Annotated in this window: 23 protein-coding genes and 5 tRNA genes; 9 read left to right on the top strand and 19 right to left on the bottom strand. The window is 57.1% G+C overall.

Annotated features, from left to right (window positions below; genetic code table 11):
- The first annotated feature begins 5 nt into the window (after positions 1 to 5).
- The 6 genes from proX (at position 6) to leuA (ending at position 7,906) form a co-directional block, all read left to right on the top strand.
- Complete coding sequence (proX, locus tag BFG58_RS19180; RefSeq protein ID WP_069720356.1) at positions 6 to 1,001, top strand: glycine betaine/L-proline ABC transporter substrate-binding protein ProX; 996 nt, start codon at positions 6 to 8, stop codon at positions 999 to 1,001.
- A 153-nt stretch (positions 1,002 to 1,154) separates the two neighbouring features.
- Entirely contained in the window at positions 1,155 to 2,339 is a 1,185-nt protein-coding gene (locus BFG58_RS19175; RefSeq protein WP_069720355.1) for an MFS transporter, read from the top strand.
- Positions 2,340 to 2,652: 313 nt separating this feature from the next.
- The gene (gene mprA / locus BFG58_RS19170; protein WP_023308933.1) at positions 2,653 to 3,183 is read left to right on the top strand and encodes a transcriptional repressor MprA; all 531 of its coding nucleotides are present in this window, start codon (positions 2,653 to 2,655) and stop codon (positions 3,181 to 3,183) included.
- A 126-nt stretch (positions 3,184 to 3,309) separates the two neighbouring features.
- Positions 3,310 to 4,482, top strand: coding sequence for a multidrug efflux MFS transporter periplasmic adaptor subunit EmrA (emrA, locus tag BFG58_RS19165; RefSeq protein WP_045909303.1), 1,173 nt, complete (start codon positions 3,310 to 3,312; stop codon positions 4,480 to 4,482).
- Between the two features lie 16 nt (positions 4,483 to 4,498).
- Positions 4,499 to 6,046 carry a multidrug efflux MFS transporter permease subunit EmrB gene (gene emrB, locus BFG58_RS19160; RefSeq protein WP_028014182.1) on the top strand — a complete coding sequence of 516 codons (1,548 nt, stop codon included), beginning with the start codon at positions 4,499 to 4,501 and terminating at the stop codon, positions 6,044 to 6,046.
- Between the two features lie 204 nt (positions 6,047 to 6,250).
- Positions 6,251 to 7,906 carry a 2-isopropylmalate synthase gene (gene leuA / locus BFG58_RS19155; RefSeq protein WP_069720354.1) on the top strand — a complete coding sequence of 552 codons (1,656 nt, stop codon included), beginning with the start codon at positions 6,251 to 6,253 and terminating at the stop codon, positions 7,904 to 7,906.
- On the opposite strand, the gene BFG58_RS19150 is transcribed toward leuA, so the two are convergent.
- From BFG58_RS19150 to mltB, 19 genes are all read right to left on the bottom strand, one after another.
- Positions 7,893 to 8,657, bottom strand: coding sequence for a helix-turn-helix domain-containing protein (locus BFG58_RS19150; protein ID WP_069720413.1), 765 nt, complete (start codon positions 8,655 to 8,657; stop codon positions 7,893 to 7,895). The genes leuA and BFG58_RS19150 overlap by 14 nt on opposite strands.
- Positions 8,658 to 8,721: 64 nt before the next feature.
- Positions 8,722 to 9,237, bottom strand: coding sequence for an S-ribosylhomocysteine lyase (luxS, locus tag BFG58_RS19145; RefSeq protein ID WP_014833019.1), 516 nt, complete (start codon positions 9,235 to 9,237; stop codon positions 8,722 to 8,724).
- A gap of 153 nt (positions 9,238 to 9,390) precedes the next feature.
- Complete coding sequence (gene gshA, locus BFG58_RS19140; RefSeq protein ID WP_069720353.1) at positions 9,391 to 10,935, bottom strand: glutamate--cysteine ligase; 1,545 nt, start codon at positions 10,933 to 10,935, stop codon at positions 9,391 to 9,393.
- A gap of 83 nt (positions 10,936 to 11,018) precedes the next feature.
- Positions 11,019 to 11,447 carry a YqaA family protein gene (locus BFG58_RS19135; RefSeq protein WP_069720352.1) on the bottom strand — a complete coding sequence of 143 codons (429 nt, stop codon included), beginning with the start codon at positions 11,445 to 11,447 and terminating at the stop codon, positions 11,019 to 11,021.
- Positions 11,444 to 12,010: a fructose-1-phosphate/6-phosphogluconate phosphatase gene (gene yqaB / locus BFG58_RS19130; protein WP_032648006.1), complete on the bottom strand. Its 567-nt coding sequence runs from the start codon at positions 12,008 to 12,010 to the stop codon at positions 11,444 to 11,446. Before yqaB ends, BFG58_RS19135 begins: the two co-directional genes overlap by 4 nt.
- A gap of 250 nt (positions 12,011 to 12,260) precedes the next feature.
- Positions 12,261 to 12,337 (bottom strand) — tRNA-Arg (locus tag BFG58_RS19125).
- Positions 12,338 to 12,364: 27 nt separating this feature from the next.
- Positions 12,365 to 12,441 (bottom strand) — tRNA-Arg (locus BFG58_RS19120).
- Between the two features lie 29 nt (positions 12,442 to 12,470).
- Positions 12,471 to 12,547, bottom strand: a tRNA-Arg gene (locus BFG58_RS19115).
- A 64-nt stretch (positions 12,548 to 12,611) separates the two neighbouring features.
- Positions 12,612 to 12,688, bottom strand: a tRNA-Arg gene (locus BFG58_RS19110).
- Positions 12,689 to 12,692: 4 nt separating this feature from the next.
- Positions 12,693 to 12,785: transfer RNA gene (locus tag BFG58_RS19105), tRNA-Ser, on the bottom strand.
- 342 nt (positions 12,786 to 13,127) lie between these two features.
- Entirely contained in the window at positions 13,128 to 13,313 is a 186-nt protein-coding gene (gene csrA / locus BFG58_RS19100; protein WP_000906486.1) for a carbon storage regulator CsrA, read from the bottom strand.
- 241 nt (positions 13,314 to 13,554) lie between these two features.
- Positions 13,555 to 16,182 (bottom strand): alanine--tRNA ligase, encoded by a 2,628-nt coding sequence (gene alaS / locus BFG58_RS19095; protein ID WP_069720351.1) that lies wholly within the window; start codon positions 16,180 to 16,182, stop codon positions 13,555 to 13,557.
- A gap of 131 nt (positions 16,183 to 16,313) precedes the next feature.
- Positions 16,314 to 16,814, bottom strand: coding sequence for a recombination regulator RecX (gene recX, locus BFG58_RS19090; RefSeq protein ID WP_032640869.1), 501 nt, complete (start codon positions 16,812 to 16,814; stop codon positions 16,314 to 16,316).
- Positions 16,815 to 16,883: 69 nt separating this feature from the next.
- Positions 16,884 to 17,942, bottom strand: a complete 1,059-nt coding sequence (gene recA / locus BFG58_RS19085; RefSeq protein ID WP_048224541.1) for a recombinase RecA — start codon at positions 17,940 to 17,942, stop codon at positions 16,884 to 16,886.
- An 89-nt stretch (positions 17,943 to 18,031) separates the two neighbouring features.
- Positions 18,032 to 18,529: a nicotinamide-nucleotide amidase gene (pncC, locus tag BFG58_RS19080; protein ID WP_045908520.1), complete on the bottom strand. Its 498-nt coding sequence runs from the start codon at positions 18,527 to 18,529 to the stop codon at positions 18,032 to 18,034.
- 129 nt (positions 18,530 to 18,658) lie between these two features.
- Positions 18,659 to 19,537 carry a metal ABC transporter substrate-binding protein gene (locus BFG58_RS19075; RefSeq protein WP_048029245.1) on the bottom strand — a complete coding sequence of 293 codons (879 nt, stop codon included), beginning with the start codon at positions 19,535 to 19,537 and terminating at the stop codon, positions 18,659 to 18,661.
- A 14-nt stretch (positions 19,538 to 19,551) separates the two neighbouring features.
- Complete coding sequence (locus tag BFG58_RS19070; RefSeq protein ID WP_024907701.1) at positions 19,552 to 20,412, bottom strand: metal ABC transporter permease; 861 nt, start codon at positions 20,410 to 20,412, stop codon at positions 19,552 to 19,554.
- Positions 20,409 to 21,062 carry a metal ABC transporter ATP-binding protein gene (locus tag BFG58_RS19065; RefSeq protein WP_045908518.1) on the bottom strand — a complete coding sequence of 218 codons (654 nt, stop codon included), beginning with the start codon at positions 21,060 to 21,062 and terminating at the stop codon, positions 20,409 to 20,411. The genes BFG58_RS19070 and BFG58_RS19065 overlap by 4 nt, the downstream gene beginning before the upstream one ends.
- A gap of 300 nt (positions 21,063 to 21,362) precedes the next feature.
- Positions 21,363 to 22,463 (bottom strand): lytic murein transglycosylase B, encoded by a 1,101-nt coding sequence (gene mltB, locus BFG58_RS19060; RefSeq protein WP_045908517.1) that lies wholly within the window; start codon positions 22,461 to 22,463, stop codon positions 21,363 to 21,365.
- A 251-nt stretch (positions 22,464 to 22,714) separates the two neighbouring features.
- Here mltB and srlA point away from each other — a divergent pair, with 251 nt between their 5' ends.
- Genes srlA through srlB form a run of 3 tightly spaced genes read left to right on the top strand, consistent with a single transcriptional unit; the run spans position 22,715 to position 24,609 of the window.
- The gene (gene srlA / locus BFG58_RS19055; protein WP_003862164.1) at positions 22,715 to 23,278 is read left to right on the top strand and encodes a PTS glucitol/sorbitol transporter subunit IIC; all 564 of its coding nucleotides are present in this window, start codon (positions 22,715 to 22,717) and stop codon (positions 23,276 to 23,278) included.
- On the top strand, positions 23,275 to 24,234 hold the full coding sequence (locus tag BFG58_RS19050; RefSeq protein ID WP_063144185.1) for a PTS glucitol/sorbitol transporter subunit IIB: 960 nt from the start codon (positions 23,275 to 23,277) through the stop codon (positions 24,232 to 24,234). Before srlA ends, BFG58_RS19050 begins: the two co-directional genes overlap by 4 nt.
- A gap of 12 nt (positions 24,235 to 24,246) precedes the next feature.
- Positions 24,247 to 24,609 carry a PTS glucitol/sorbitol transporter subunit IIA gene (gene srlB, locus BFG58_RS19045; protein WP_045908516.1) on the top strand — a complete coding sequence of 121 codons (363 nt, stop codon included), beginning with the start codon at positions 24,247 to 24,249 and terminating at the stop codon, positions 24,607 to 24,609.
- Positions 24,610 to 24,614 lie beyond the last annotated feature (5 nt).

Genomic DNA, 24,614 nt, shown 5'->3' with positions numbered 1-24,614 from the left:
CAACGATGCGACATAACGTCCTTTTTGCCACAGCGTTTGCCACCCTTGTCTCCACCAGTACGTTCGCGGCTGATCTGCCAGGCAAAGGCATTACCGTGCAGCCGGTGCAGAGCACCATTTCGGAAGAGAGCTTCCAGACCCTGATCGTCAGCCGCGCGCTGGAAAAACTCGGCTACACGGTTAACACGCCGAGCGAAGTGGATTACAACGTGGGCTATACCTCGATTGCCTCCGGTGACGCCACCTTCACCGCCGTGAACTGGCAGCCGCTGCACGACGACATGTATGCCGCCGCCGGTGGCGACAAGAAATTCTACCGTGAAGGCACATTTGTCACCGGCGCGGCGCAGGGATATCTGATCGACAAGAAAACCGCCGACCAGTACCACATCACCAATATCGAACAGCTGAAGGATCCGAAGATCGCCAAACTGTTCGACACCAACGGTGACGGCAAGGCCGACATGATGGGCTGCTCGCCGGGCTGGGGCTGCGAAGCGGTAATTAACCACCAAAACAAGGCGTTCGATCTGGCGAAAACGGTCGACGTGAGCCACGGCAATTATTCAGCGATGATGGCCGACACCATTGCCCGCTTCAAAGAGGGTAAACCGGTGATTTACTACACCTGGACGCCATACTGGGTGAGCGACGTGCTGAAGCCGGGGAAAGACGTGGTGTGGCTGCAGGTGCCGTTCTCCTCCCTCCCGGGCGAGCAGAAAGATATCGACACCAAACTGCCGAACGGCATGAACTACGGCTTCCCGGTGAACACCATGCATATCGTGGCGAACAAAGCCTGGGCCGATAAAAACCCGGCCGCGGCGAAGCTGTTCTCGGTGATGAAGCTGCCGCTGGCGGACATCAACGCCCAGAACGCGATGATGCACGCGGGTAAATCGTCTGAGGCAGATGTCAAAGGCCACGTCGACGGCTGGATCAAAGCCCACCAGCAGCAGTTTGACGGCTGGGTGAAAGAGGCGCTTGAGGCGCAGAAGTAAAAAACAAAACCCTACCCCTCATCCTCTTCCCAAAGGGGAGAGGATGAGGGGATAACCGCACAAACACACACATAACAATCCCCCAACATTCACAATCATTCGCTATTATGGTTTCCGGAAAAATAATCACTTAACTAACGATTCCTGAAACCAATGACAAAAACAACTCAAGGGCTTAGCCCCGCACTCATTCTTTTAATGTCCGTGGCCACGGGTCTGGCCGTCGCCAGCAACTATTACGCGCAACCTCTTCTCGACACCATCGCCCGCGCGTTTGACCTTTCCGCCAGTTCAGCAGGCTTTATTGTCACCGCAGCCCAGCTCGGTTATGCCGCCGGGCTGCTGTTCCTGGTGCCGCTCGGCGATATGTTTGAACGCCGAATGCTGATCGTCTCCATGACCCTGCTGGCCGCCGGTGGGATGCTGATCACCGCCAGCAGCCAGTCGCTGACGATGATGATTATCGGTACCGCGCTGACGGGGTTGTTCTCCGTGGTCGCGCAAATCCTGGTTCCGCTCGCAGCGACCCTCGCCTCCCCGGAAAAACGCGGCAAGGTGGTGGGCACCATCATGAGCGGCCTGCTGCTGGGGATTTTGCTGGCGCGTACCGTTGCCGGGCTGCTGGCAAGCCTCGGCGGCTGGCGCACCGTATACTGGGTGGCGAGCGTGCTGATGGTCGTCATGGCGCTGGCGCTGTGGCGCGGGCTGCCAAAAGTGAAGCAGGAAAATCACCTGAATTACCCGCAGCTGCTGGCCTCCGTTTTCAGCCTGTTCACCCAGGATAAACTTCTGCGCACCCGCGCCCTGCTGGGCTGCTTTACCTTCGCCAACTTCAGCATTCTGTGGACGTCGATGGCGTTTCTGCTGGCCGCGCCGCCGTTCAATTATTCCGAAGGGGTGATTGGCCTGTTCGGTCTGGCCGGTGCCGCAGGCGCACTGGGCGCGCGTCCCGCAGGCGGGCTGGCCGACAAGGGCAAATCCCACCTGACCACCTCCGCGGGGCTGATATTACTCCTGCTCTCCTGGGCGGCAATCTGGTATGGGCACGTCTCGGTGCTGGCGCTGATCGTCGGAATCCTGGTGCTCGATCTCACCGTGCAGGGCGTTCACATCACCAATCAGACCGTCATCTATCGCGTGAAGCCAGAGGCGCGTAACCGCCTGACGGCCGGGTACATGACCAGCTACTTCATTGGCGGCGCGGCGGGCTCGCTCATTTCCGCCTCGGCATGGCAGCATGCCGGCTGGTCAGGGGTATGTGCGATCGGCGCCATCGTCGCCACGCTTAACCTGCTAGTATGGTGGCTCGGCTACCATCGTCAGGATGCAATTCATTAAGTTTTACATTGCGTTGGCCTCTTAGGGTGTTAAGAGGCCCTTCACTCTGTTAATGTAAACGTAATCATTTATCCCAGAAATTTTAATGTGGGTGACATATTTACAATTGGCATGAATAGTTCAGACCCCCGTCCTCACATCCTCTCTTCAGCGGGTTCACACCCTACGCTTTCTGTGCTCACCGGGTCACGGACTTACCCGGCGCTTTCTGATGGTGACATTAATTTGGCGGATATAACCGCACAAATAATTCATTTACATTATTTGTCACTATCGTTACTATATCGGCTGTAATTAATGAGGTTATGCCCAAATGGATAGTTCGTTTACGCCCATTGAACAAATGCTTAAATTCCGCGCCAGTCGCCATGAGGACTTCCCGTACCAGGAAATCCTGCTGACTCGCCTGTGCATGCACATGCAGGGTAAGCTACTGGAAAACCGTAATAAAATGCTGAAAGCTCAAGGGATTAACGAGACATTGTTTATGGCGTTGATCACGCTGGAGTCTCAGGAAAATCACAGCATTCAGCCTTCCGAGCTGAGCTGCGCGCTGGGCTCCTCCCGTACCAATGCGACCCGAATTGCCGATGAGCTCGAAAAGCGTGGCTGGATTGAGCGCCGTGAAAGCGACAACGATCGCCGCTGCCTGCATCTGCAACTGACCGATAAAGGTCACCAGTTCCTGCGCGAGGTGCTGCCACCTCAGCACAATTGCCTGCACAAACTCTGGTCCGCCCTCAGCACCGCCGAGCGTGACCAGCTTGAGCACATCACTCGCAAGCTGCTCACCCGTCTGGACCAGATGGATGAAGACGGCGCCGTTCTTGAGGCGCTGCGCTAACGCGACGACACGCTCACCATTCCAGATTCATAAGAAAACCGACAGGCCAGCACGTCACACTGCTGGCCTTTCTGACAACAGGTCGGCTCAGCCGATGTGAAAATAAGAAGATCGTGGAGAACAACAATGAGCGCAAATGCGGAGAGCACTACCCCGCAGCAACCGGCCAACAAGAAAGGCAAACGTAAGAGCGCCCTTCTTCTGTTGACCTTGCTCTTTATCATTATTGCCGTGGCATATGGGATCTATTGGTTTTTAGTACTGCGTCATGCTGAAGAGACTGACGACGCGTACGTGGCAGGGAACCAGGTACAAATTATGGCGCAGGTGTCGGGCAGCGTGACGAAAGTCTGGGCTGACAATACCGACTTTGTGCAAAAAGGCGATGTGTTGGTGACTCTCGATCCAACCGACGCCCAGCAGGCGTTTGAAAAAGCACAGACCGCGCTGGCCTCCAGCGTCCGTCAGACCCGCCAGCTGATGATCAACAGCAAGCAGCTGCAGGCCAACATCGACGTGCAGAAAACTGCACTCGCACAGGCGCAGAGCGACCTGAACCGCCGCGTGCCGCTCGGCACCGCCAACCTGATTGGCCGTGAAGAGCTGCAGCACGCCCGCGACGCCGTCGCCAGCGCTCAGGCACAGCTGGATGTGGCCATTCAACAGTACAACGCCAACCAGGCGATGGTGCTGGGCACCAGCCTGGAAAACCAGCCCGCTGTTCAGCAGGCGGCGACCGAAGTGCGCAACGCGTGGCTTGCCCTGCAGCGTACTAAAATCGTCAGCCCAATGACCGGCTATGTCTCCCGTCGTTCCGTTCAGCCAGGGGCGCAGATTAGCCCGACCACGCCGCTGATGGCGGTCGTACCGGCAGACAACCTGTGGGTCGACGCCAACTTTAAAGAGACGCAGCTTGCCCATATGCGTATCGGCCAGACCGCGACGGTTGTCAGCGACATCTATGGCGATGACGTGAAGTACACCGGGAAAGTGGTGGGTCTGGATATGGGGACCGGCAGCGCCTTCTCCCTGCTACCTGCGCAGAACGCCACCGGTAACTGGATCAAAGTCGTACAGCGTCTGCCCGTGCGTATCGAACTGGATGCCAAACAGCTGGCGGATCACCCGCTGCGTATCGGCCTGTCAACGCTGGTGACGGTTGACACCGCCAACCGCGACGGTCAGATCCTGGCAAGCCAGGTGCGTAGCAGCCCGGCTTATGAAAGTAACGCTCGTGAAATTAGCCTCGATCCGGTCAACAAGCTGATCGATGACATCGTGAAGGCAAACGCCGGTTAATCCGAAGGTGAGCGTTATGCAACAGCAAAAGCCGCAAAAACCGCTGGAAGGCGCGCAGCTGGTCATTATGACCATTGCGCTGTCGCTGGCGACATTCATGCAGGTGCTGGACTCCACCATCGCAAACGTGGCGATCCCAACCATCGCCGGTAACCTTGGTTCGTCGCTGAGCCAGGGGACATGGGTCATTACCTCGTTTGGGGTGGCAAACGCCATCTCCATTCCGATCACCGGCTGGCTGGCAAAGCGCGTCGGTGAGGTGAAGCTGTTCCTCTGGTCCACGGTGGCGTTTGTACTGGCCTCGTGGGCGTGCGGCATGTCCAGCAGCCTGACGATGCTGATTTTCTTCCGCGTCATTCAGGGGATTGTCGCGGGGCCGCTGATCCCGCTTTCCCAGAGTTTGCTGCTGAGCAACTACCCTCCCGCAAAACGTTCCGTCGCGCTGGCGCTCTGGTCGATGACCGTTATCGTCGCGCCTATCTGCGGACCGATTCTGGGCGGGTACATCAGCGATAACTACCACTGGGGCTGGATCTTCTTCATCAACGTACCGATTGGCGCCGTCGTGGTATTGATGACGCTGCAGTCGCTGCGGGGACGAGAGACGCGCACCGAACAACGGCGTATCGACAGCATCGGGCTGGCGCTGCTGATCCTGGGTATCGGCAGTCTGCAGATCATGCTCGACCGCGGTAAAGAGCTCGACTGGTTCAACTCGCAGGAAATTATCATCCTGACCATTGTCGCGGTGGTGTCGATCAGCTTCCTGATCGTCTGGGAGCTGACGGACGACAACCCGATAGTCGATCTCTCGCTATTTAAGTCGCGAAACTTCACCATCGGCTGCCTGTGTATCAGCCTCGCCTATATGCTCTACTTCGGCGCGATTGTTTTGCTGCCGCAGCTGTTGCAGGAGGTGTATGGCTATACCGCCACCTGGGCGGGTCTGGCGTCAGCACCCGTTGGGGTGATCCCGGTCCTGCTGTCGCCGATAATTGGCCGCTTCGCCCATAAGCTCGACATGCGTCGGCTGGTGACGTTCAGCTTCATCATGTATGCGGTGTGCTTCTACTGGCGTGCGTATACCTTTGAGCCGGGAATGGACTTTGGCGCCTCGGCGTGGCCGCAGTTCATTCAGGGCTTTGCGGTGGCGTGCTTCTTTATGCCGCTGACTACCATCACGCTCTCTGGCTTACCGCCCGAGCGTCTGGCAGCCGCGTCGAGCCTGTCGAACTTCACCCGTACGCTGGCGGGCTCCATCGGTACGTCGATCACCACCACCCTGTGGACGAACCGCGAATCGATGCACCACGCGCAGCTGACCGAAGCGGTGAACCCGTACAACCCGAATGCTCAGCAGATGTATAGCCAGCTTCAGGGGATGGGAATGACGGAGCAGCAGGCGTCCGGCTGGATTGCCCAGCAGATCACCAACCAGGGGCTGATTATCTCGGCCAACGAGATTTTCTGGATATCGGCAGGGATCTTTATCGTCCTGCTGGGGCTGGTGTGGTTTGCCAGACCGCCGTTTGGTGCCGGTGGCGGCGGTGGCGGCGCGCACTAGTCTTGTGCGCGGGTTGCTCGTTCTGTGCGACGGTTGCCCGGTGGCGCTACGCTTACCGGGCCTACGAACGTAGGCCGGATAAGGCGTAGCCGCCATCCGGCAAAAAACCGCACTGTGTCCAGAACGCGACAGCCATTGTCAGTTCCGATAAAGCAGCGCGCCTGAAATCGATTCACGATAGTGAAAAGACAACAGGAGCGCATCATGCTGAACACACCCGCCGACAAGTACCAACCCTATCCCACCCTTTCCCTGCCCGACCGTCGCTGGCCGGAGCAACGCATTACCCGCGCGCCGCGCTGGCTCTCGACCGACCTGCGCGACGGCAACCAGGCCCTTGCCGAGCCGATGGACAGCGCCCGCAAGCTGCAGTTCTGGGCACTGCTGCTGGGCTGCGGATTCAAAGAGATCGAGGTTGCCTTTCCTTCCGCCTCACAGACGGATTTCAACTTCGTTCGCCAGCTGATTGAAGAGAACCGCATCCCGGATGACGTGACGATTCAGGTGCTCACTCAGGCACGGGAAGATCTCATCCATCGTACTTTTGAATCCCTGCGCGGCGCGAAGCAGGCTACCGTGCATCTGTATAACGCCACCGCTCCGCTTTTCCGCCGCCTGGTCTTCGGCATGGAGAAAGCGCAAATCGTTGAGCTGGCGACGCGCTCGACGCGGCTTATTCGCCAGCTGTGTGAGGAAAATCCCGACACCCGCTGGCAATATGAATACTCCCCGGAAACCTTCTGCTTTACCGAGCCGGAGTTTGCGCTGGAGATTTGTGAAGCCGTGGCGGAAATCTGGCAGCCGTGCGACGAGCGGCCTATGGTGATCAACTTACCTGCCACCGTCGAAGTGAGCACGCCGAACGTCTATGCCGACCAGATCGAGTATTTCTGCCGCCACTTCAGCCGCCGCCGCGATGTCTGCATCAGCGTGCATCCGCATAACGACCGCGGTACCGGCGTTGCCTGCGCGGAGCTGGCCGTAATGGCGGGAGCTGACCGCGTGGAGGGCTGTCTATTCGGTAACGGGGAACGTACGGGTAACGTCTGCCTGGTAACGCTGGCGATGAACCTCTACAGCCAGGGGGTTAGCCCGAATCTGGACTTTAGCGATATGAATCGGGTGGTGGAAGTGGTGGAAACCTGCAATCAGCTGCCGGTCCACCCGCGCCATCCGTGGGCAGGACGGCTGGCCTATACCGCCTTCTCCGGCTCGCACCAGGACGCGATTAAAAAAGGCTTTGATGCCCGCAGGCCAGGCGATCGCTGGGAGATGCCTTACCTGCCTGTCGATCCCCAGGATATTGGCTGCACCTACGAAGCGGTGATCCGCGTAAACAGCCAGTCAGGAAAAAGCGGCAGCGCGTGGCTGATTGAGCAAAACCATGGTCTGAAACTGCCCCGCGCCCTGCAGCAGGATTTCAGCCAGCACGTGCAGCAGGAAACCGATCGTCACGGAAAAGAGATGACGCAAAATGCACTGTGGCAGCTGTTCCGCACCCGCTACGGACTGGTGGCAACGCCACACTATGCGCTGCAATCCTACCGCAGCGATAGCCAGCAGGACGGCCAGCTGCGTTTGACGGCCAGCGTCGTCACACAGGGAGGAACGCGCCAGCTGGAAGGTCAGGGAAACGGTCTGCTCTCCGCCGCCGCTCACGGCCTGAGCCGCTGGGTCAACGCCCCGTTCGTGATAAAGGATTATCACGAGCATACGTTAGGCGAACGCAGCGACAGCCGCTCGGTGGCCTACATCCGCTGCCTGTTCCAGGACGGCAGCAGCCGCTGGGGCGTGGGCATTGATAGCGACGTGGCACGCGCGTCGCTTCAGGCGCTCTTTAACGCCGTCAGTCGTTCTTAAAGTAATCGCTGGGGGAGACGCCCATCACCCGACGGAACATGGCCGTAAAGGCGCTGTGACTGCCGTACCCCAGATCCAGCGCCACGCGTAATACCGGCTGGCCCTGCGCCAGCCGCACTAAGGCTTCCAGCAGGCGCGCCCTTCTCAACCACTCTCCGTAGCTTAATCCCGTCTGCTGCTGAAAATGGCGGTTCAGCGTGCGCTCGCTCATGTTCATCATGCTCGCAGCCTGCGCGCTGCTCCAGCTTTCACCCGGGTGTTGCCGGGTTTGCAGACACAGGCGACGTAGCGCCTCACTTTCCGGCTCCGGCAGGTGAAACGGCAGCACCGGCATAGTGCGGATTTCATCGAGAATGAGCTCATAGACGCGCTCATCCCGGCTTCCGGGTGAGTACGATTCAGGTAAAGCAAGGCAGACGAGGATCAGCTCGCGCAGCAGCGGCGTGATCTGCACGATCTGGCAGGTGGCCGGGAGATCGGCCCGCGCCAGCGGATCGATAAACAGCGTTCGCGCCGCCACGTTGCCGGTAATGCGCAAGGAATGCTGCGTGCCCGCAGGCAGCCAGACGCCGCGACCGGGAGGAACAACCCAACATCCTGATGCGGTATCCACCCGTACCACGCCGCTCAGGGTGTGCAGCAGCTGCGCGCAGTCGTGCTTGTGCCAGGGTTCGCTGTCACCATGAACGTAATCATGGGCAAACGGAACGAGGGGACGGTGGGTAAAGGAGAAGGTTAAGGTTGTGGTCAAAGGAGGCACCAACACAATGTAGGCCCGGTAAGCGAAGCGCCACCGGGCATCCACAGGCACAATACTAGATGTGCAGTTCCTGCAGTTTTTCTTTCGGCAGGGCCAGCTCTTCGTTGCTGTTCACGCGAACGTCGCGTTCGATGATGTGGCGCGCGATCTCCTGCGCTTCTTCCAGAGAGTGCATCTGGTAGGTACCGCACTGGTAAACGTTCAGCTCAGGGATCTGGTTCTGCTCTTTCACCTTCAGCACGTCCTGCATGGCCGCTTTCCAGGCATCTGCCACACGTTTCTCTTCAGGCTGACCAATCAGGCTCATGTAGAAACCGGTACGGCAGCCCATCGGAGAGATATCGATGATCTCAACGCCGTTGCCGTTCAGGTGGTCACGCATGAAGCCAGCGAACAGGTGTTCCAGCGTATGAATGCCTTTCTCCGGCATCACTTCTTTGTTTGGCACGCAGAAACGCAGATCGAAGACGGTGATCGTGTCGCCGTGCGGGGTGTGCATGGTCTTCGCCACGCGGACTGCAGGTGCTTCCATACGGGTATGGTCGACAGTAAAGCTATCTAATAACGGCATACGTCACCTCCGATAGTGATTTTTTTTAAAATAAACTGAACTCTTCTACAGAATGCGCGTCTGAGTATATGAAAGACGCGCATTTGTTATCATCATCCCTGAATTCAGAGATGTATATTTTGGCCACAGCGATGTGGCCTTTTTCTTTTCTGCTTAAGCCTCCTTCGCCAGAAACGCCTCAAACGACTCGGTATCCGCCGCTTCAACCTCTTTCTGACGCACAACGGACGCTTCGCGTTCCGCGACAAAATCTGCTTCGCTCAGGATTTCTAACGGCTCCTGGATCAGCATCTCACGGTACTCCGCCGAGAGTGAACGCCCCGTACCACCAATGCCCTGATCAATCATAGAACGCAGAATGCGTGCTGAGAACGTCAGTTCCGGGTTATCAAAGCATTCCACCAGCTGGTCGCAAATCTGTTGATACGCATCCCCGCCGTCGATGCTGTCCATCGTCCGGGCAACACGCTTCAGATCGCGGAACAGATCTTTGCCGACTTTCGTCAGCGGGAACTGTGCCGTTTCGCAGCCGATACCCAGCGTCAGACCCGGCTTACGCCCTTCCAGAATCACGCGGTTCCAGTTTGTACGGGTACAGAGCAGTTCGTCTGAACTCATTTCCGGCGCATCCGCCAGCACGCACCAGACCATAAACAGATCCAGGAAGCGAATCTGCTGTTCATCAACGCCAATCGGTGAAAACGGGTTGATATCCAGCGAGCGCACTTCAATGTATTCGATCCCGCCGCGCTGCAGCGCATCCGACGGGGTTTCGCCGCTGCGCGTCACGCGCTTAGGACGAATAGGCGCATACAGCTCGTTTTCAATCTGCAGCACATTGCTGTTGATCTGCAGACGCTTGCCGTCTTTTTCGAGGCCGATTTTCTCGTACTCTTCCGACGGGGTTTTGATCGCCCGCTTCAATCCTGCCACATATTCGTGCAATTCGTTAAACGTAATACCGAGATTGCTTTGCGATTTATTGGTATAGCCGAGATCGCTCAGGCGCAGAGAGGTGGCGTACGGGAGATAGTACATTCCGCAGTCGGTCTTCTCGAACGGTAGCGTCGTCGGTTTTCCCTGCAGGAAGGATGAGCAAATAGCAGGCGATGCGCCGAACAGATACGGGATCACCCAGCCGAAACGGTAATAGTTTCGGATCAGGCGGAAGTAGCCTGCTGAGATGGCGTCTTTATCCGTTTCACCGCATTTTGCTTCCCAGAAAGCCATCGGCAACGAGAAGTTGTAGTGCACGCCAGAGATGGTCTGCATCAACGCGCCGTAGCGGTTTTTCAGCCCCTCACGGTAAAGCGTTTTCAGCCGGCCGATATTTGACGTGCCGTACTGTGCTAGCTCAATCTCCTGGCCCTGCTCGATATAGCACGGCATGCTGAGGGGCCACATGCGCTCGTCGCCCAGGTTGCGCGCGGTGTAGCGATGGATATCGCGCATGATCGTCAGCATATGATCAATATCACCCTCTACTGGGGTGATGAACTCCAGCAGCGCTTCAGCGAAATCGGTTGTGATCCATTTATGTGTCAGCGCCGAGCCTAACGCCTTCGGGTGACCCGTTGTCGCTAAACTGCCGTCCGCGTTAACGCGCAGCGTTTCACGCTCGAGACCACGCTGAATACCCTTCAATGCCTGAGGGTGGTTTTCCAGCCAGGCCAGCGCCTGAGATACGTCCGGGATCAAATTGACCTCCCGCCTGTCAAAGTAATGTTACTCAGCATAATTGTAATGGTTGACGATTGAAGGTCGCGTATTCATTCCACCAATTAGTGCCACCACGTCATACCCTGCAGCGTTGCCCATGCCACGAGGACATAACGCAACGCCTTGCCAAGGCACAAAAAAAAGAGCACCGGTCCCCAGGAGATGCGCATCCATCCCGCCAGCAGACACAGTAAATCGCCTATTACAGGCATCCAGCTTAATAACAGCGTGGCAGCGCCATAGCGTTTTAGCCAGCCGACTGCCTTTTCCTGCCAGCGCGATTTTTCACGCAGCGGAAAGAAACGCCCAAGAATAACGTTAGTCAGCCCCCCAAGGCTATTACCCATTGTTGCTATTACTACAAGCAGCCAGGGCTGACTCACGCCGGACAACAGCATCACCACCAGCACCACTTCCGAATTGCCCGGTAACAGCGTGGCGCTGAGAAAACTGCTGGCGAATAATGAGGCAAGTGACAGCGCGTCACTCACAGTAAGCGCACATCCACCGCATCCATTCCAGCATCACGCGCGGCCTGGATGCCGAAATCGGCATCTTCAAACACGACGCATTTTGCCGCCGGGACGCCCATTAATTCTGCGCAGAGCAGGAAGGTGTCCGGTGCGGGCTTGTGATGTTTAACATGATCGGCGGCAACCACGGCAGAGAAATAGTGGCGCAGGCCAAGATGATTGAGTAATGCCTCTGCAATCGCGCTTTCGCTGCCCGTCCCCACCGACATCGGGCGACGCCCGTGCCACTCTTTTACCACATCAATTAGCGGCAAAGGACGTACGGTATCTAAAAGCATGGCTTTTACCGCATCGGTTTTTTCGCGTGCGAGCAGGTGCGGGTCGAGATCGGCCTGATTCAATTCAATCACGGCCTGTGCAATACGCCAGGTTGGGGAGCCGTTGAGGGCGATCATCGCCTGAAGGTCGAAACGCATACCGTAGCGGCCCAGGACGTCGGTCCAGGCTTGACGATGCGTGGGTTCGGTATCCAGAAGGGTACCATCCATATCGAAAATCAAACCGTCATACTGTGCGTACATCGTGCTCTCGCTAACCGATTAACAAAGCATTACTTTATCGTAAATGGTGGTTTTTGTCGCTGACAGAGAGTGTGATTGCTGACGGAACGTCGAAGGAATAAACAAAGAAGGAGAAGATGGTGCATCCGGGAGGATTACTCGGCTTACGCCTCGCCCTGCGGGCCGTTGCTAAAGCAACGTTATCCTCCCTGGTGCTTGCGATTAACTCGCTGACCTTAAAACAACAGCATCGCTGTTATCCAGGAGAATATGGTGCATCCGGGAGGATTCGAACCTCCGACCGCTCGGTTCGTAGCCGAGTACTCTATCCAGCTGAGCTACGGATGCATCGGGAAATGCTTTTAGAAACAGTAATGGTGCATCCGGGAGGATTCGAACCTCCGACCGCTCGGTTCGTAGCCGAGTACTCTATCCAGCTGAGCTACGGATGCATCAGGGTACTGCTTTCAGAAATAGTAAATGGTGCATCCGGGAGGATTCGAACCTCCGACCGCTCGGTTCGTAGCCGAGTACTCTATCCAGCTGAGCTACGGATGCATCGGGATTTACTACTGTACTGCTCGATATTCATATCACTTCTAAAGCAATATGAAGTAATAGATGGTGCATCCGGGAGGATTCGAACCTCCGACCGCTCGGTTCGTAGCCGAGTACTCTATCCAGCTGAGCTACGGATGCAAAATGGCGGTGAGGCGGGGATTCGAACCCCGGATGCAGCTTTTGACCGCATACTCCCTTAGCAGGGGAGCGCCTTCAGCCTCTCGGCCACCTCACCACACAACGCCTCTTTCGAGTGCTTCGAGCAACTCGTTAAGAGCTTCTCGTCGCTGCGTGGCGCATATATTACTTTCTGGGACTTATAAGTCAAACAATTTTCCAAAAGCTTTTATCGTTTGCACAAATCACACGCAATTCGCATGTAAAAGCCGCAAAGAGGGTGTTTTATAAGCGGATTTTGCAGACATCTTCACAGAAAACTGATGCAGAAAGGACAGTGTTGGGACGAGATAAGGGTAGCGGAGTGGTTAAAAAGAGAGCGATTGAAATTAAACGGTAACTTTGAGCAGGAAAAATAGCGGGAGGGTTGCGTCTCGCCCGACAGCGAGACGCGACAATATCAGTAACTGGACTGCTGGGATTTTTCAGCCTGGATACGCTGGTAGATCTCTTCACGGTGGACAGATACTTCTTTAGGAGCGTTAACACCAATACGTACCTGGTTACCCTTTACCCCTAAAACTGTCACGGTGACCTCATCCCCAATCATGAGGGTCTCACCAACTCGACGAGTCAGAATCAGCATTCTTTGCTCCTTGAAAGATTAAAAGAGTCGGGTCTCTTGTATCCCGGCATTATCCATCATATAACGCCAAAAAGTAAGCGATGACAAACACGTAAAGTGTAAGCAGTCACGGCATCACATTCTGTTAAACGTAAGTTTAGCCGATATACACAAACTCAACCTGACTTTATCGTTATCGATAGCACAGTGAACAAGACGCCATAACGTTACCGCTATGGCGTCTGCTTGTGCTTTGTAGTTATTACAGTTTCGCGCTTACCCAGCTTTCAACGCTGGCTAATGCCGCAGGAAGTGCCGCCGCATCCGTACCACCGGCTTGCGCCATGTCCGGACGACCGCCACCCTTGCCGCCCACCTGCTGAGCGACCATACCAATCAGTTCCCCTGCTTTTACGCGGTCAGTCACATCCTTAGAGACGCCCGCAATCAGAGAAACCTTACCTTCTGCCACTGTCGCCAGCACGATAACGGTCGAACCAAGCTGGTTCTTGAGATCGTCGACCATAGTACGCAGCATCTTAGGCTCAACGCCCGCCAGATCGCTGACCAGCAGTTTGACGCCCTTAATGTCTACAGCCTTGCTGGAGAGGTTTGCACTCTCCTGCGCCGCAGCCTGCTCTTTCAGCTGCTGCAGCTCTTTTTCCAGCTGACGCGTGCGATCCAGCGCAACGCGCACTTTCTCGCCCAGGTTCTGGCTATCGCCTTTCAGCAGCTGCGCGATGTCGTGCAGCTGATCGCTCTGTGCATGCAGGCTGGCAATCGCACCTTCACCGGTCACCGCTTCAATACGACGCACACCTGCCGCCGTTCCCGACTCGGAAACAATGCGGAACAGGCCGATATCACCGGTGCGCGAGGCGTGCGTACCGCCGCACAGCTCGGTAGAGAAGTCGCCCATGCTCAGCACGCGAACGCGCTCGTCGTATTTCTCGCCAAACAGCGCCATCGCACCTTTTTTCTTCGCGTCCTCGAGATCCATGATATGGGTCTCGATTGGCAGGTTACGACGGATCTGCGCGTTCACCAGATCTTCCACCGCACGGATTTCAGACGGCTTCATCGCTTCAAAATGCGAGAAGTCGAAGCGCAGCACTTTGTCGTTAACCAAAGAACCTTTCTGTGCAACATGGGTACCGAGTACGTCGCGCAGGGCAGCGTGCATCAGGTGGGTTGCCGAGTGGTTCAGACGAATGCGCGCGCGGCGAGCTTCATCAACGTTAGCCTGGACGCCCTCGCCCACTTTCAGAGAACCGGAAACCAGTTTGCCCTGGTGACCAATCGCCTGACCGTATTTTTGGGTGTCGGTCACGCTGAAGCTAAAGCCATTGCCTTTCAGCTCGCCTTTATCGCCAACCTGACCGCCGGATTCGGCGTAGAACGGCGTTTTGTCCAGAATGACAACCGCATCCTGACCCGCGCTGATGCTGTCTACGGCTTTACCGTCAACAAACAGAGCGGTCACTTTGCCGGTCAGTTCCAGCGCCTCATAACCTTTGAATTCTGACGCGCTGTCAACGCGGATCATCGCGTTGTAGTCTGCACCAAAGCCGCTGGACTCACGCGCACGACGGCGCTGCGCTTCCATCGCGGCTTCGAAGCCCGCTTCGTCAACTTTGATGTTGCGCTCGCGGCAAACGTCCGCCGTCAGGTCAACCGGGAAGCCGTAGGTGTCGTACAGACGGAAAGCGGTTTCGCCATCCAGGGTGTCGCCCTTAAGCTTCGCCAGCTCTTCGTCCAGCAGCGCCAGACCGCGCTCCAGCGTACGGGCAAACTGCTCTTCTTCGGTTTTCAGAACCTGCTCTACCTGCGCCTGCTGGCGTTTCAGCTCGTCACCGGCTGACCCCATCACGCCAATCAGTGGCCCAACGAGTTTATAGAAGAAGGTGTCCTTCGCGCCCAGCATGTTGCCGTGACGGATAGCTCGACGAATGATACGACGCAGCACGTAGCCACGGTTTTCATTCGACGGGATAACGCCGTCGGCAATCAGGAACGCGCAGGAACGAATGTGGTCCGCGATAACGCGCAGCGATTTGTTGTTCAGATCGGTCGCGCCTGTCACTTCCGCAACGGCTTTGATCAGGGTGCTGAACAGGTCAATCTCATAGTTGGAGTTAACGTGCTGCAGTACCGCGGCAATACGCTCCAGACCCATACCGGTATCAACGGACGGCTTCGGCAGCGGCTCCATCGTACCGTCGGCCTGACGGTTAAACTGCATGAAGACGATGTTCCAGATCTCAATGTAGCGATCGCCGTCTTCTTCCGGGCTGCCCGGAGGGCCGCCCCAGATGTGGTCGCCGTGATCGTAGAAGATCTCGGTGCACGGACCGCAAGGACCGGTGTCACCCATCTGCCAGAAGTTATCGGACGCGTAAGGCGCGCCTTTGTTATCGCCGATGCGAATAATACGCTCGCGCGGGATCCCGACTTCTTTTTCCCAGATTTCGTAGGCTTCGTCATCGGTTTCATAGACGGTAACCCACAGACGCTCTTTCGGCAGGTTGAACCAGTTTTCACCGGTCAGCAGTTCCCACGCATATTGAATAGCATCGTGTTTAAAGTAGTCGCCGAAGCTGAAGTTACCCAGCATTTCGAAGAAGGTGTGGTGACGCGCGGTGTAACCGACGTTTTCCAGGTCGTTGTGTTTACCGCCCGCACGCACGCAACGCTGTGAGGTTGTGGCGCGGGAATAATTACGCTTGTCGAGACCAAGGAACACATCCTTGAACTGGTTCATCCCGGCGTTGGTAAACAGCAGAGTCGGATCGTTGTTCGGTACCAGGGAGCTGCTGGCAACAACCTGGTGTCCCTTACTATGGAAAAAATCGAGAAACGCCTGACGGATCTCAGCGGTGCTCTTGCTCATAATTATCCTGAAATCAAGCTAACGAAATGTCGTAGCCAGCCTGTATCGGTAAACCGTTGGACAGACCAGCTACTGGAAAAAGTGGGAATAAGATAAGTTTTCTTTGGTGGGAAGTAAAATCCCGCATGCGTTCAATCGGCAAAATTACGCCAGATATCCTGAATATCTTCCATCAGGAAGCCGCGGTAGAGCAAAAAGCGCTGGATTTTGACTTTTTCTGAAAATTCACGCGGCAGCGGTTCGCCGTACTTACGAATAGCCTGCTCTTTTGCCAGCTCGCACCAGTCAATGTCGCATTCGCGCATCGCTTTTTCGATGGACTCCCGGGCCACCCCTTTCTGGTTTAGCTCCTGCCGGATGCGCGCGGGCCCGTACCCCTTGCGGCCACGGCTGGCGAGAAATCGCGAGGCAAAACGCTCGTCATCAAGATAGCGATGCTCATAGCACCATGCGATGACGCGGTCATAATCTTCCGCGGTGGCATCAATCTCTTCCGGGCCATTTTTACTCATCACCGGTGCCGACAGTTTTCGCCGCAGCTCCTGTTCACTGTGGTCACGAACGGCCAGGATGCGCACCGCGCGATCCAGTAGGCGTGCATACGCGGGTCGACGTGTTGTCGGTTCACTCATAAAAAAACCTGCTGATTCAGAAATGCAAAAAGGGCCGCATCAGCAGCCCTTCATTGTTAAACGAAAGAATTAAAAGTCTTCGTTAGTTTCTTCAGCATCCGCGCTATCAACCGCGAAATCTGGCGTGGAGTCCTGGTTGTTCAGCAGCAGCTCACGCACTTTCTTCTCGATCTCTTTCGCCGCAGCCGGGTTCTCTTTCAGCCAGGAGATGGCATTCGCTTTACCCTGACCAATCTTGTCACCGTTGTAGCTGTACCAGGCGCCCGCTTTTTCAATCAGCTTCTCTTTCACGCCCAGGTCAACCAGTTCACCGTAGAAGTTGATCCCTTCACCATAGAGGATCTGGAACTCAGCCTGTTTGAACGGCGCAGCGATTTTGTTCTTCACAACCTTGACGCGGGTTTCACTACCGACGACGTTCTCACCCTCTTTCACCGCGCCAATACGGCGGATATCCAGACGGACAGAGGCGTAGAATTTCAGGGCGTTACCCCCGGTTGTGGTTTCCGGGTTACCGAACATCACGCCGATTTTCATACGGATCTGGTTAATGAAGATCAGCAGCGTGTTGGACTGCTTCAGGTTACCCGCCAGCTTACGCATCGCCTGGCTCATCATACGTGCCGCGAGGCCCATATGAGAGTCGCCGATTTCACCTTCGATTTCCGCTTTTGGCGTCAGTGCAGCCACGGAGTCGACCACGATAACGTCAACAGCACCAGAACGCGCCAGCGCGTCACAAATTTCCAGCGCCTGCTCACCGGTGTCCGGCTGAGAACACAGCAGGTTGTCGATATCGACGCCCAGCTTACGGGCATACACAGGGTCCAGCGCGTGCTCGGCATCGATAAACGCACAGGTTTTACCTTCGCGCTGTGCTGCGGCAATGACCTGCAGCGTCAGGGTGGTTTTACCGGAGGACTCTGGCCCGTAGATCTCTACGATACGGCCCATAGGCAGACCGCCAGCGCCCAGCGCGATATCCAGAGAAAGCGAACCGGTGGAGATGGTTTCCACATCCATGGAACGGTCTTCACCCAGGCGCATGATGGAGCCTTTACCGAATTGCTTTTCGATCTGGCCCAGTGCTGCCGCCAACGCTTTCTGTTTGTTTTCGTCGATAGCCATTATTACTCCTGTCATGCCGGGAGAAGCGACTGTGCTTCACCGTGGATTTCTGTTCTGTTGGTGCAATTATACTGTATGGTCATACAGTATCAAGTGTTTTGTAGAAATTGTTGCCAGAGCGTTTTTAACGCATAAACGGTTGCCTGACGACGCACGCTTTCGCGATCGCCGCTAAAGCACTCCCGGCGGGTGATCCCTTCACCTTTCGCGGTGGCAAAACCAAACCAGACGGTACCGACAGGCTTCACGTCGCTGCCGCCATCCGGCCCCGCGATGCCGCTAATGGAAATGGCGAAATCAGCACGCGCCGCTTTGAGCGCACCAATCGCCATCTCGATGACCACCGGTTCGCTGACCGCGCCGTGCTGTTCCAGCGTGGATTCGCGCACGCCAATCATCTGTGCTTTAGCTTCGTTACTGTAGGTCACAAATCCGCGTTCAAACCAGGCGGAACTGCCGGCAATGTCGGTAATCGCTTTCGCCACCCAGCCGCCGGTGCAGGACTCAGCGGTGGTAAGGGTAGCCCCACGTTGCTTAAGCGCAAGGCCAACTATCTCGCTAAGCTGCATCAATTCATGGTCAGTCATTCTCGCTCCAGGCATCAGAAAAACGTGCTGCACAAGATAGCACTTTCTCGTCAGATGTGGGGACGCGCTTCGGGTTTTACGAGGGAGCTTCAGAAAAAAGCCGGTGCGGGCGCACCGGCCGTGGAAAAGTTATTTCATGCTGTTGGCGAGCGTATTCACATTGTGGCGAAACGCCTTAACGTAGGTGTCTGCTACCCCGCCTTTGGCCGACAGCGCTTCGGGGTAAAGCTCGCCCCCCGGCTGCGCGCCCGTCGCGGATGCAATTTGCTTCACCAGACGCGGATCGAGCTGATTTTCCATAAACCAGGTTTTTACGCCGTCGGCTTTGATCTGATTGATAATCTCAGCAACCTGCGCCGCGCTGGCCTCGCTCTCGGAGGACAGTCCCTGCGGCGCCATAAACCTCACGCCGTAGGCACGGCTGAAATAGCCGAACGCGTCATGGCTGGTCAACACGTTACGCTTCGCCTGCGGGATCTGGCTAAAGCGCGTTTTGGCCCAGCTATCCAGCTGGTTAAGCTGCGTGATATAGGGTTTACCGGAGGCTTCCAGCGCGGCTTTGTCCTGCGGATCGGCTTTCACCAGCCCGTTCAGAATATTTTGTGCATATAACGCCCCGTTCGCCGCGCTGTTCCACGCGTGTGGATCGGTCACGGTCTTTCCATCTTCCTCAAGCGTGTGGGTTTTCACCCCGGTTGAGGCAACGACCAGTTGTCCTTTGAACCCGGAGGCTTTCACCAGACGGTCAAGCCAGCCCTCCAGCCCCAGGCCGTTTACCACTACCACATCGGCCTTGCTCAGCGCCGCGCTGTCTTTCGGCGACGGCTCGAAGGTATGCGGATCGCCGTCCGGCCCCACCAGCGTCGTCACTTTCACATGGTCACCGCCCACCTCCTGAGTGATATCCCCCAGTATCGAAAAGCTGGTGACCACATTCAGCGTTTTCGCCATCACGCCGTGCGACATCATCCCCAGCGCGAGCGCCACTGCTAATCCTGTACGTTTCATCGTTTCCCCTTGCGTTAAAAATACGCCCGCAGACTGCCAGCGAGCCTGCTTCGCGTACCCAATAAAATGGAAATAAAGAACAGCGCGCTGGCAGTGAGCACGATGGATGGCCCGGCCGGAAGACTCATCGCCCAGGAGAGGCTCAGCCCCAGCCATGCGCAGAAAATACCGCTGATGCCCGCCATCAGGAGTAACGCCGGTAGCGTGCGTACCCAGCAGCGAGCTGCCACAGCCGGCAGCATCATCAGACCAACGGCCATCAGCGTGCCGAGCACCTGAAAACCGGCCACCAGGTTAAGGACCAGCAGCGCCAGAAACAGTCCGTGCAGCAGGCCGGGCAGCCAGCGGGCGTTCACCTGTAGCCAGGCGGTGTCAAACGCTTCGGTAACCAGGCCGCGATAGAACATCGCCAGCACAATAAGGGTGAACATGCACACGCCCGTGACAAACAGCGCGGCGTCGTTGTCCACGGCGAGGATGGAGCCAAACAGCAAATGCAGCAGATCGACATTCGACCCACGAAGCGACACCAGCGTAACCCCCAGGGCCAGTGAGCCAAGATAAAACCCGGCAAAGCTGGCATCTTCCTTAAGCGGCGTGCGGCGACTGACCAGACCGGCCAGCAGCGCCACGGTAATGCCCGCGATAAAACCGCCGATACTCATCGCCAGCAGCGACATGCCGCTGAGCAAGTATCCCACGGCGACGCCCGGTAAAATGGCGTGAGAAAGGGCGTCGCCCATCAGGCTCATCCGGCGCAGCTGAAGAAACACGCCAAGCGCGGTGGTGCTGACCGAGAGCGCCAGGCAAACCACCAGCGCGCGACGCATAAAGCCGTACTCGATAAACGGCTGAAAAAAGAGATGCCAGATCATGCCACCCTCACCCGCTCGGTTTTCCATTGAGGAACGTCAGCATCCAGCCGTAACGTCTGCGGGAAGTGGCGCGACACGCGCTCGCTGTCGTGCAGTACCGCGAGCAGCGTTTGCCCCTGCATATACATCTCCAGCATCACATCCATCAGCACGTTGCAGGTGGCCTCATCGACCCCGGTAAAGGGCTCATCCAGCATCACCAGCGGCGCCTGCTGCACCAGGACGCGGGCGAACAGCATGCGCTGGAACTGGCCGCCGGAGAGCTCATCGATGGTGGATAACGCCATGGATTCCAGCCCGACGCGCTCAAGCGCGCTGGCAATGCGCAGCCGCGTTTCGCGGCGAAACCCGGAAAACAGCGAAATGCCCGGCCAGCAGCCCATGCTTACCACGTCCCGAACGGTTAGCGGAAACTGCGCCTCCAGCGCGTGGCGCTGTGCCAGCCAGCCGATTACCGGACGCTTTCCCTGCCAGCGAAAACTGCCGCTTACGGGCGGGATAAACCCGGCGAGCGTTTTCAGTAAGGTAGATTTCCCGCAGCCGTTAGCGCCGACAATCGCGGTCATACTTCCACGCGCAATCGTGCCCGAGAGGGGCCGCGTCACGGGCTGGCGTTCATAACCCGCGACCAGTTCATTCATCACAATCATGGCAACGCCACCGCCCAGCGCACGGCCAGCCCGAGAACGACAATAAGCACCAGCGCCAGCAAAAGCCGAACCGGAGCAGACAGAGAAAAAAGGGACGTTGACATCTCGATACCAGTTTAAATGTTATAACATAACAATAATGAAAGGTGGTTAAGATGTAAATGGCAGGTTTGAAAAGGGAGTGTGGCGAAATGTTTCTGCAAAACGCCCTCTCCCGTGGGAGAGGGCATCAGGCCGCACCGTGTGCGCAGCCATGCCGGGTGGCGGCGTTGCCTTACCCGGCCTACCCGTCGGGGTAACTTACTGACTAAACGGTGACGCCGCCGGCACGCGGGCCTGCGATACCGCCAGCCCCAGCTGCCATACGGCCATCGCATAGTGGGTGCTGTGGTTATAGCGGGTGATGGTGTAGAAGTTCGGCAGTCCGTACCAGTACTGATAGCCTGTTCCAACATCCAGACGCAGCAGGCTCGCCTGCTGTGCATTGCCCAGCGGCTGCGTTGGCGTTAAGCCTGCCGCGGTCAGCTGCGAAATGCTGTAGTTAGTTTTGAAGCCATTTTCCAGCCCCGGCGCCTGACCGTTCGCCTGCACCGCCACCTGGCCGCCCGGCACCCAGCCGTGCGCTTTGAAGTAGTTCGCCACGCTGCCGATGGCATCCACCGGATCCCACAGGTTGATATGGCCATCTCCGTTAAAGTCGACGGCATACTGTTTATAGGACGACGGCATGAACTGGCCGTAGCCCATCGCGCCGGCAAACGACCCTTTCAGATCGAGCGGATCGTCCTGTTCGTTACGCGCCATCAGCAGGAAGGTTTCCAGCTCGGAAGAGAAATACTCCGCGCGACGCGGATAGTTAAAGGAGAGCGTCGCCAGCGCGTCCAGGATGCGGGTTTTGCCCATCACGCGGCCCCAGCGGGTTTCCACACCGATAATCCCGACGATGATTTCAGGCGGTACGCCGTACACCTGCCACGCGCGGTTGAGCGCCTCTTCATACTGATTCCAGAACGCCACGCCGTTTTGCACGTTGTCCGGGGTAATGAACTGTTTGCGATAGCGCAGCCACGCCCCGTTTGGCCCGCTCGGCACCTGGGCCGTCGGCGCCTGTCTGTCCATCAGGCGCAGCACGTAGTCCAGACGCTTGGCTTGAGACAAAATTTCGTGCAGCTGCTGTCTGTCAAAGCCGTGTTTGCTCACCATTTTATCGATGAACTGCTCGGCCGCCGGGTTATTCGCGAAGTCGCCGCCCATCTGCATCATATTGTGCTGCGGCTCCAGCAGGAATCCTCCGGAAGGCGCGCCCGCCGTTTGCTGAACGGCTTCGGTCTTAGGTTTGCTACTACAGGCAGACAGCAGAATAAGCGCAGGCAACAGCGCTGCATAACGACGCTTGAACATGAGACATCCATTTAACGGGTTCGATAAGAACCCAGTATGGTAAAGCATCCGCAACACCTCAAGGAAGCGGTACGCACCTCCCCAACGCAAATCCGTGCTTTTTTCCCCCGAAAATCATTCACCACGTCAATTAACTTTCAAAATAATACATTTTTCTTTCATTGTGAGATCTGACTAACACTTTAAAACCTTTCAAAGTGATTATTATTAGCCGCAGATAGACAAAAACAAACGCCCTACAGGAGAGAAGAATGATAGAAACCATCACCCACGGCGCCGAGTGGTTCATCGGGCTGTTTCAGAAAGGCGGAGAAGTGTTCACCGGCATGGTGACCGGGATCCTGCCCCTGCTGATCAGCCTGCTGGTTATCATGAACGCGCTGATTAACTTTATCGGGCAACAGCGTATTGAACGCTTCGCCCAGCGCTGCGCCGGAAACCCGCTGTCCCGCTACCTGATACTGCCCTTTATCGGCACCTTCGTGTTCTGCAACCCGATGACCTTAAGCCTCGGCCGCTTTATGCCAGAGAAGTACAAGCCGAGCTATTACGCCGCCGCCTCCTACAGCTGCCATTCGATGAACGGCCTGTTCCCGCACATCAACCCCGGCGAGCTGTTCGTTTATCTCGGGATCGCCAGCGGCCTTACCACGCTTGGCCTGCCGCTCGGCCCGCTGGCGGTGAGCTACCTGCTGGTCGGTCTGGTCACCAACTTCTTCCGCGGCTGGGTGACCGACCTCACCACCGCTATTTTCGAGAAAAAAATGGGCATCCAGCTTGAACAGAAGGTCCATCTTTCAGGAGCCACAGCATGAACCGGATCCGCATTGAGAAAGGCACGGGCGGCTGGGGCGGCCCGCTGGAGTTCGACGCCACCGAAGGCAAAAAGATTGTTTACATCACCGCGGGTACCCGCCCGGCGATCGTCGACAGGCTGCGCGAGTTGACGGGCTGGGAAGCGGTCGACGGCTTCAAGGAAGGAGAACCACCGGAGGCGGAAATCGGCGTGGCGGTGATCGACTGCGGCGGCACGCTGCGCTGCGGCATCTATCCGAAGCGCCGCATTCCAACGGTGAACATTCACTCCACCGGAAAATCCGGCCCGCTGGCGCAGTACATTCTTGAAGACATTTATGTCTCGGGCGTTAAGGAAGACAACATCACCCTGGTGAATGGGACTCCCGCGCCGCAAAAAGCGGCCCCGCGCGAGTACGACACCAGCAAGAAAATCACCGAGCAGAGCGATGGCCTGCTGGCGAAAGTCGGGATGGGCATGGGTTCCGCCGTGGCGGTGCTGTTCCAGTCCGGGCGCGACACCATCGACACGGTGCTGAAGACCATTCTGCCGTTTATGGCGTTCGTCTCGGCGCTGATCGGCATCATCATGGCCTCCGGCCTGGGCGACTGGATTGCCCATGGGCTCGCCCCGCTTGCCAGCCACCCGCTTGGGCTGGTGACGCTGGCGCTGATCTGCTCCTTCCCACTGCTGTCGCCGTTCCTCGGTCCGGGCGCGGTGATTGCTCAGGTCATCGGCGTGCTGATTGGCGTGCAGATTGGTCTGGGGAACATTCCCCCGCACCTCGCCCTGCCCGCCCTGTTTGCCATTAACGCCCAGGCGGCGTGCGACTTTATCCCGGTGGGGCTGTCGCTGGCCGAAGCGCGCCAGGACACCGTGCGCGTGGGCGTGCCGTCCGTGCTGGTCAGCCGCTTCCTGACGGGCGCGCCAACGGTGCTGATTGCCTGGTTTGTTTCCGGCTTTATTTATCAATAAGAGGTGCCTGCTATGACCGTGATTTACCAGACCACTATTACCCGCATCGGCCAGAGCGCCGCCGACGCGCTGAGCGACCAGATGCTGATCACCTTTCGCGAAGGGGCGCCTGCTGATATCGAAGAGTTTTGCTTCATCCACTGCCACGGCGAGCTGAACGGTGAGCTGAAGGCCGGGAGCCAGCTGGAGCTGGGCGAGGCGCGCTATGCCGTGACCGCCGTCGGCGACGTCGCTGAACAAAACCTGCGCGAACTGGGCCACATCACCCTGCGTTTCGACGGCCAGCCGCAGGCGGAGTATCCCGGCACGGTTCACGTAACGGGCCCGGTTCCGCAGGCTGTCACCCCAGGCTGCACGTTAAAATTTGTTGCGTAATTAAG

Origin of the sequence: Enterobacter sp. ku-bf2 (assembly GCF_001742765.1) — a bacterium.
Taxonomy (GTDB): domain Bacteria; phylum Pseudomonadota; class Gammaproteobacteria; order Enterobacterales; family Enterobacteriaceae; genus Enterobacter; species Enterobacter quasiroggenkampii.
This window is presented reverse-complemented; position numbering and strand designations above follow the sequence as displayed.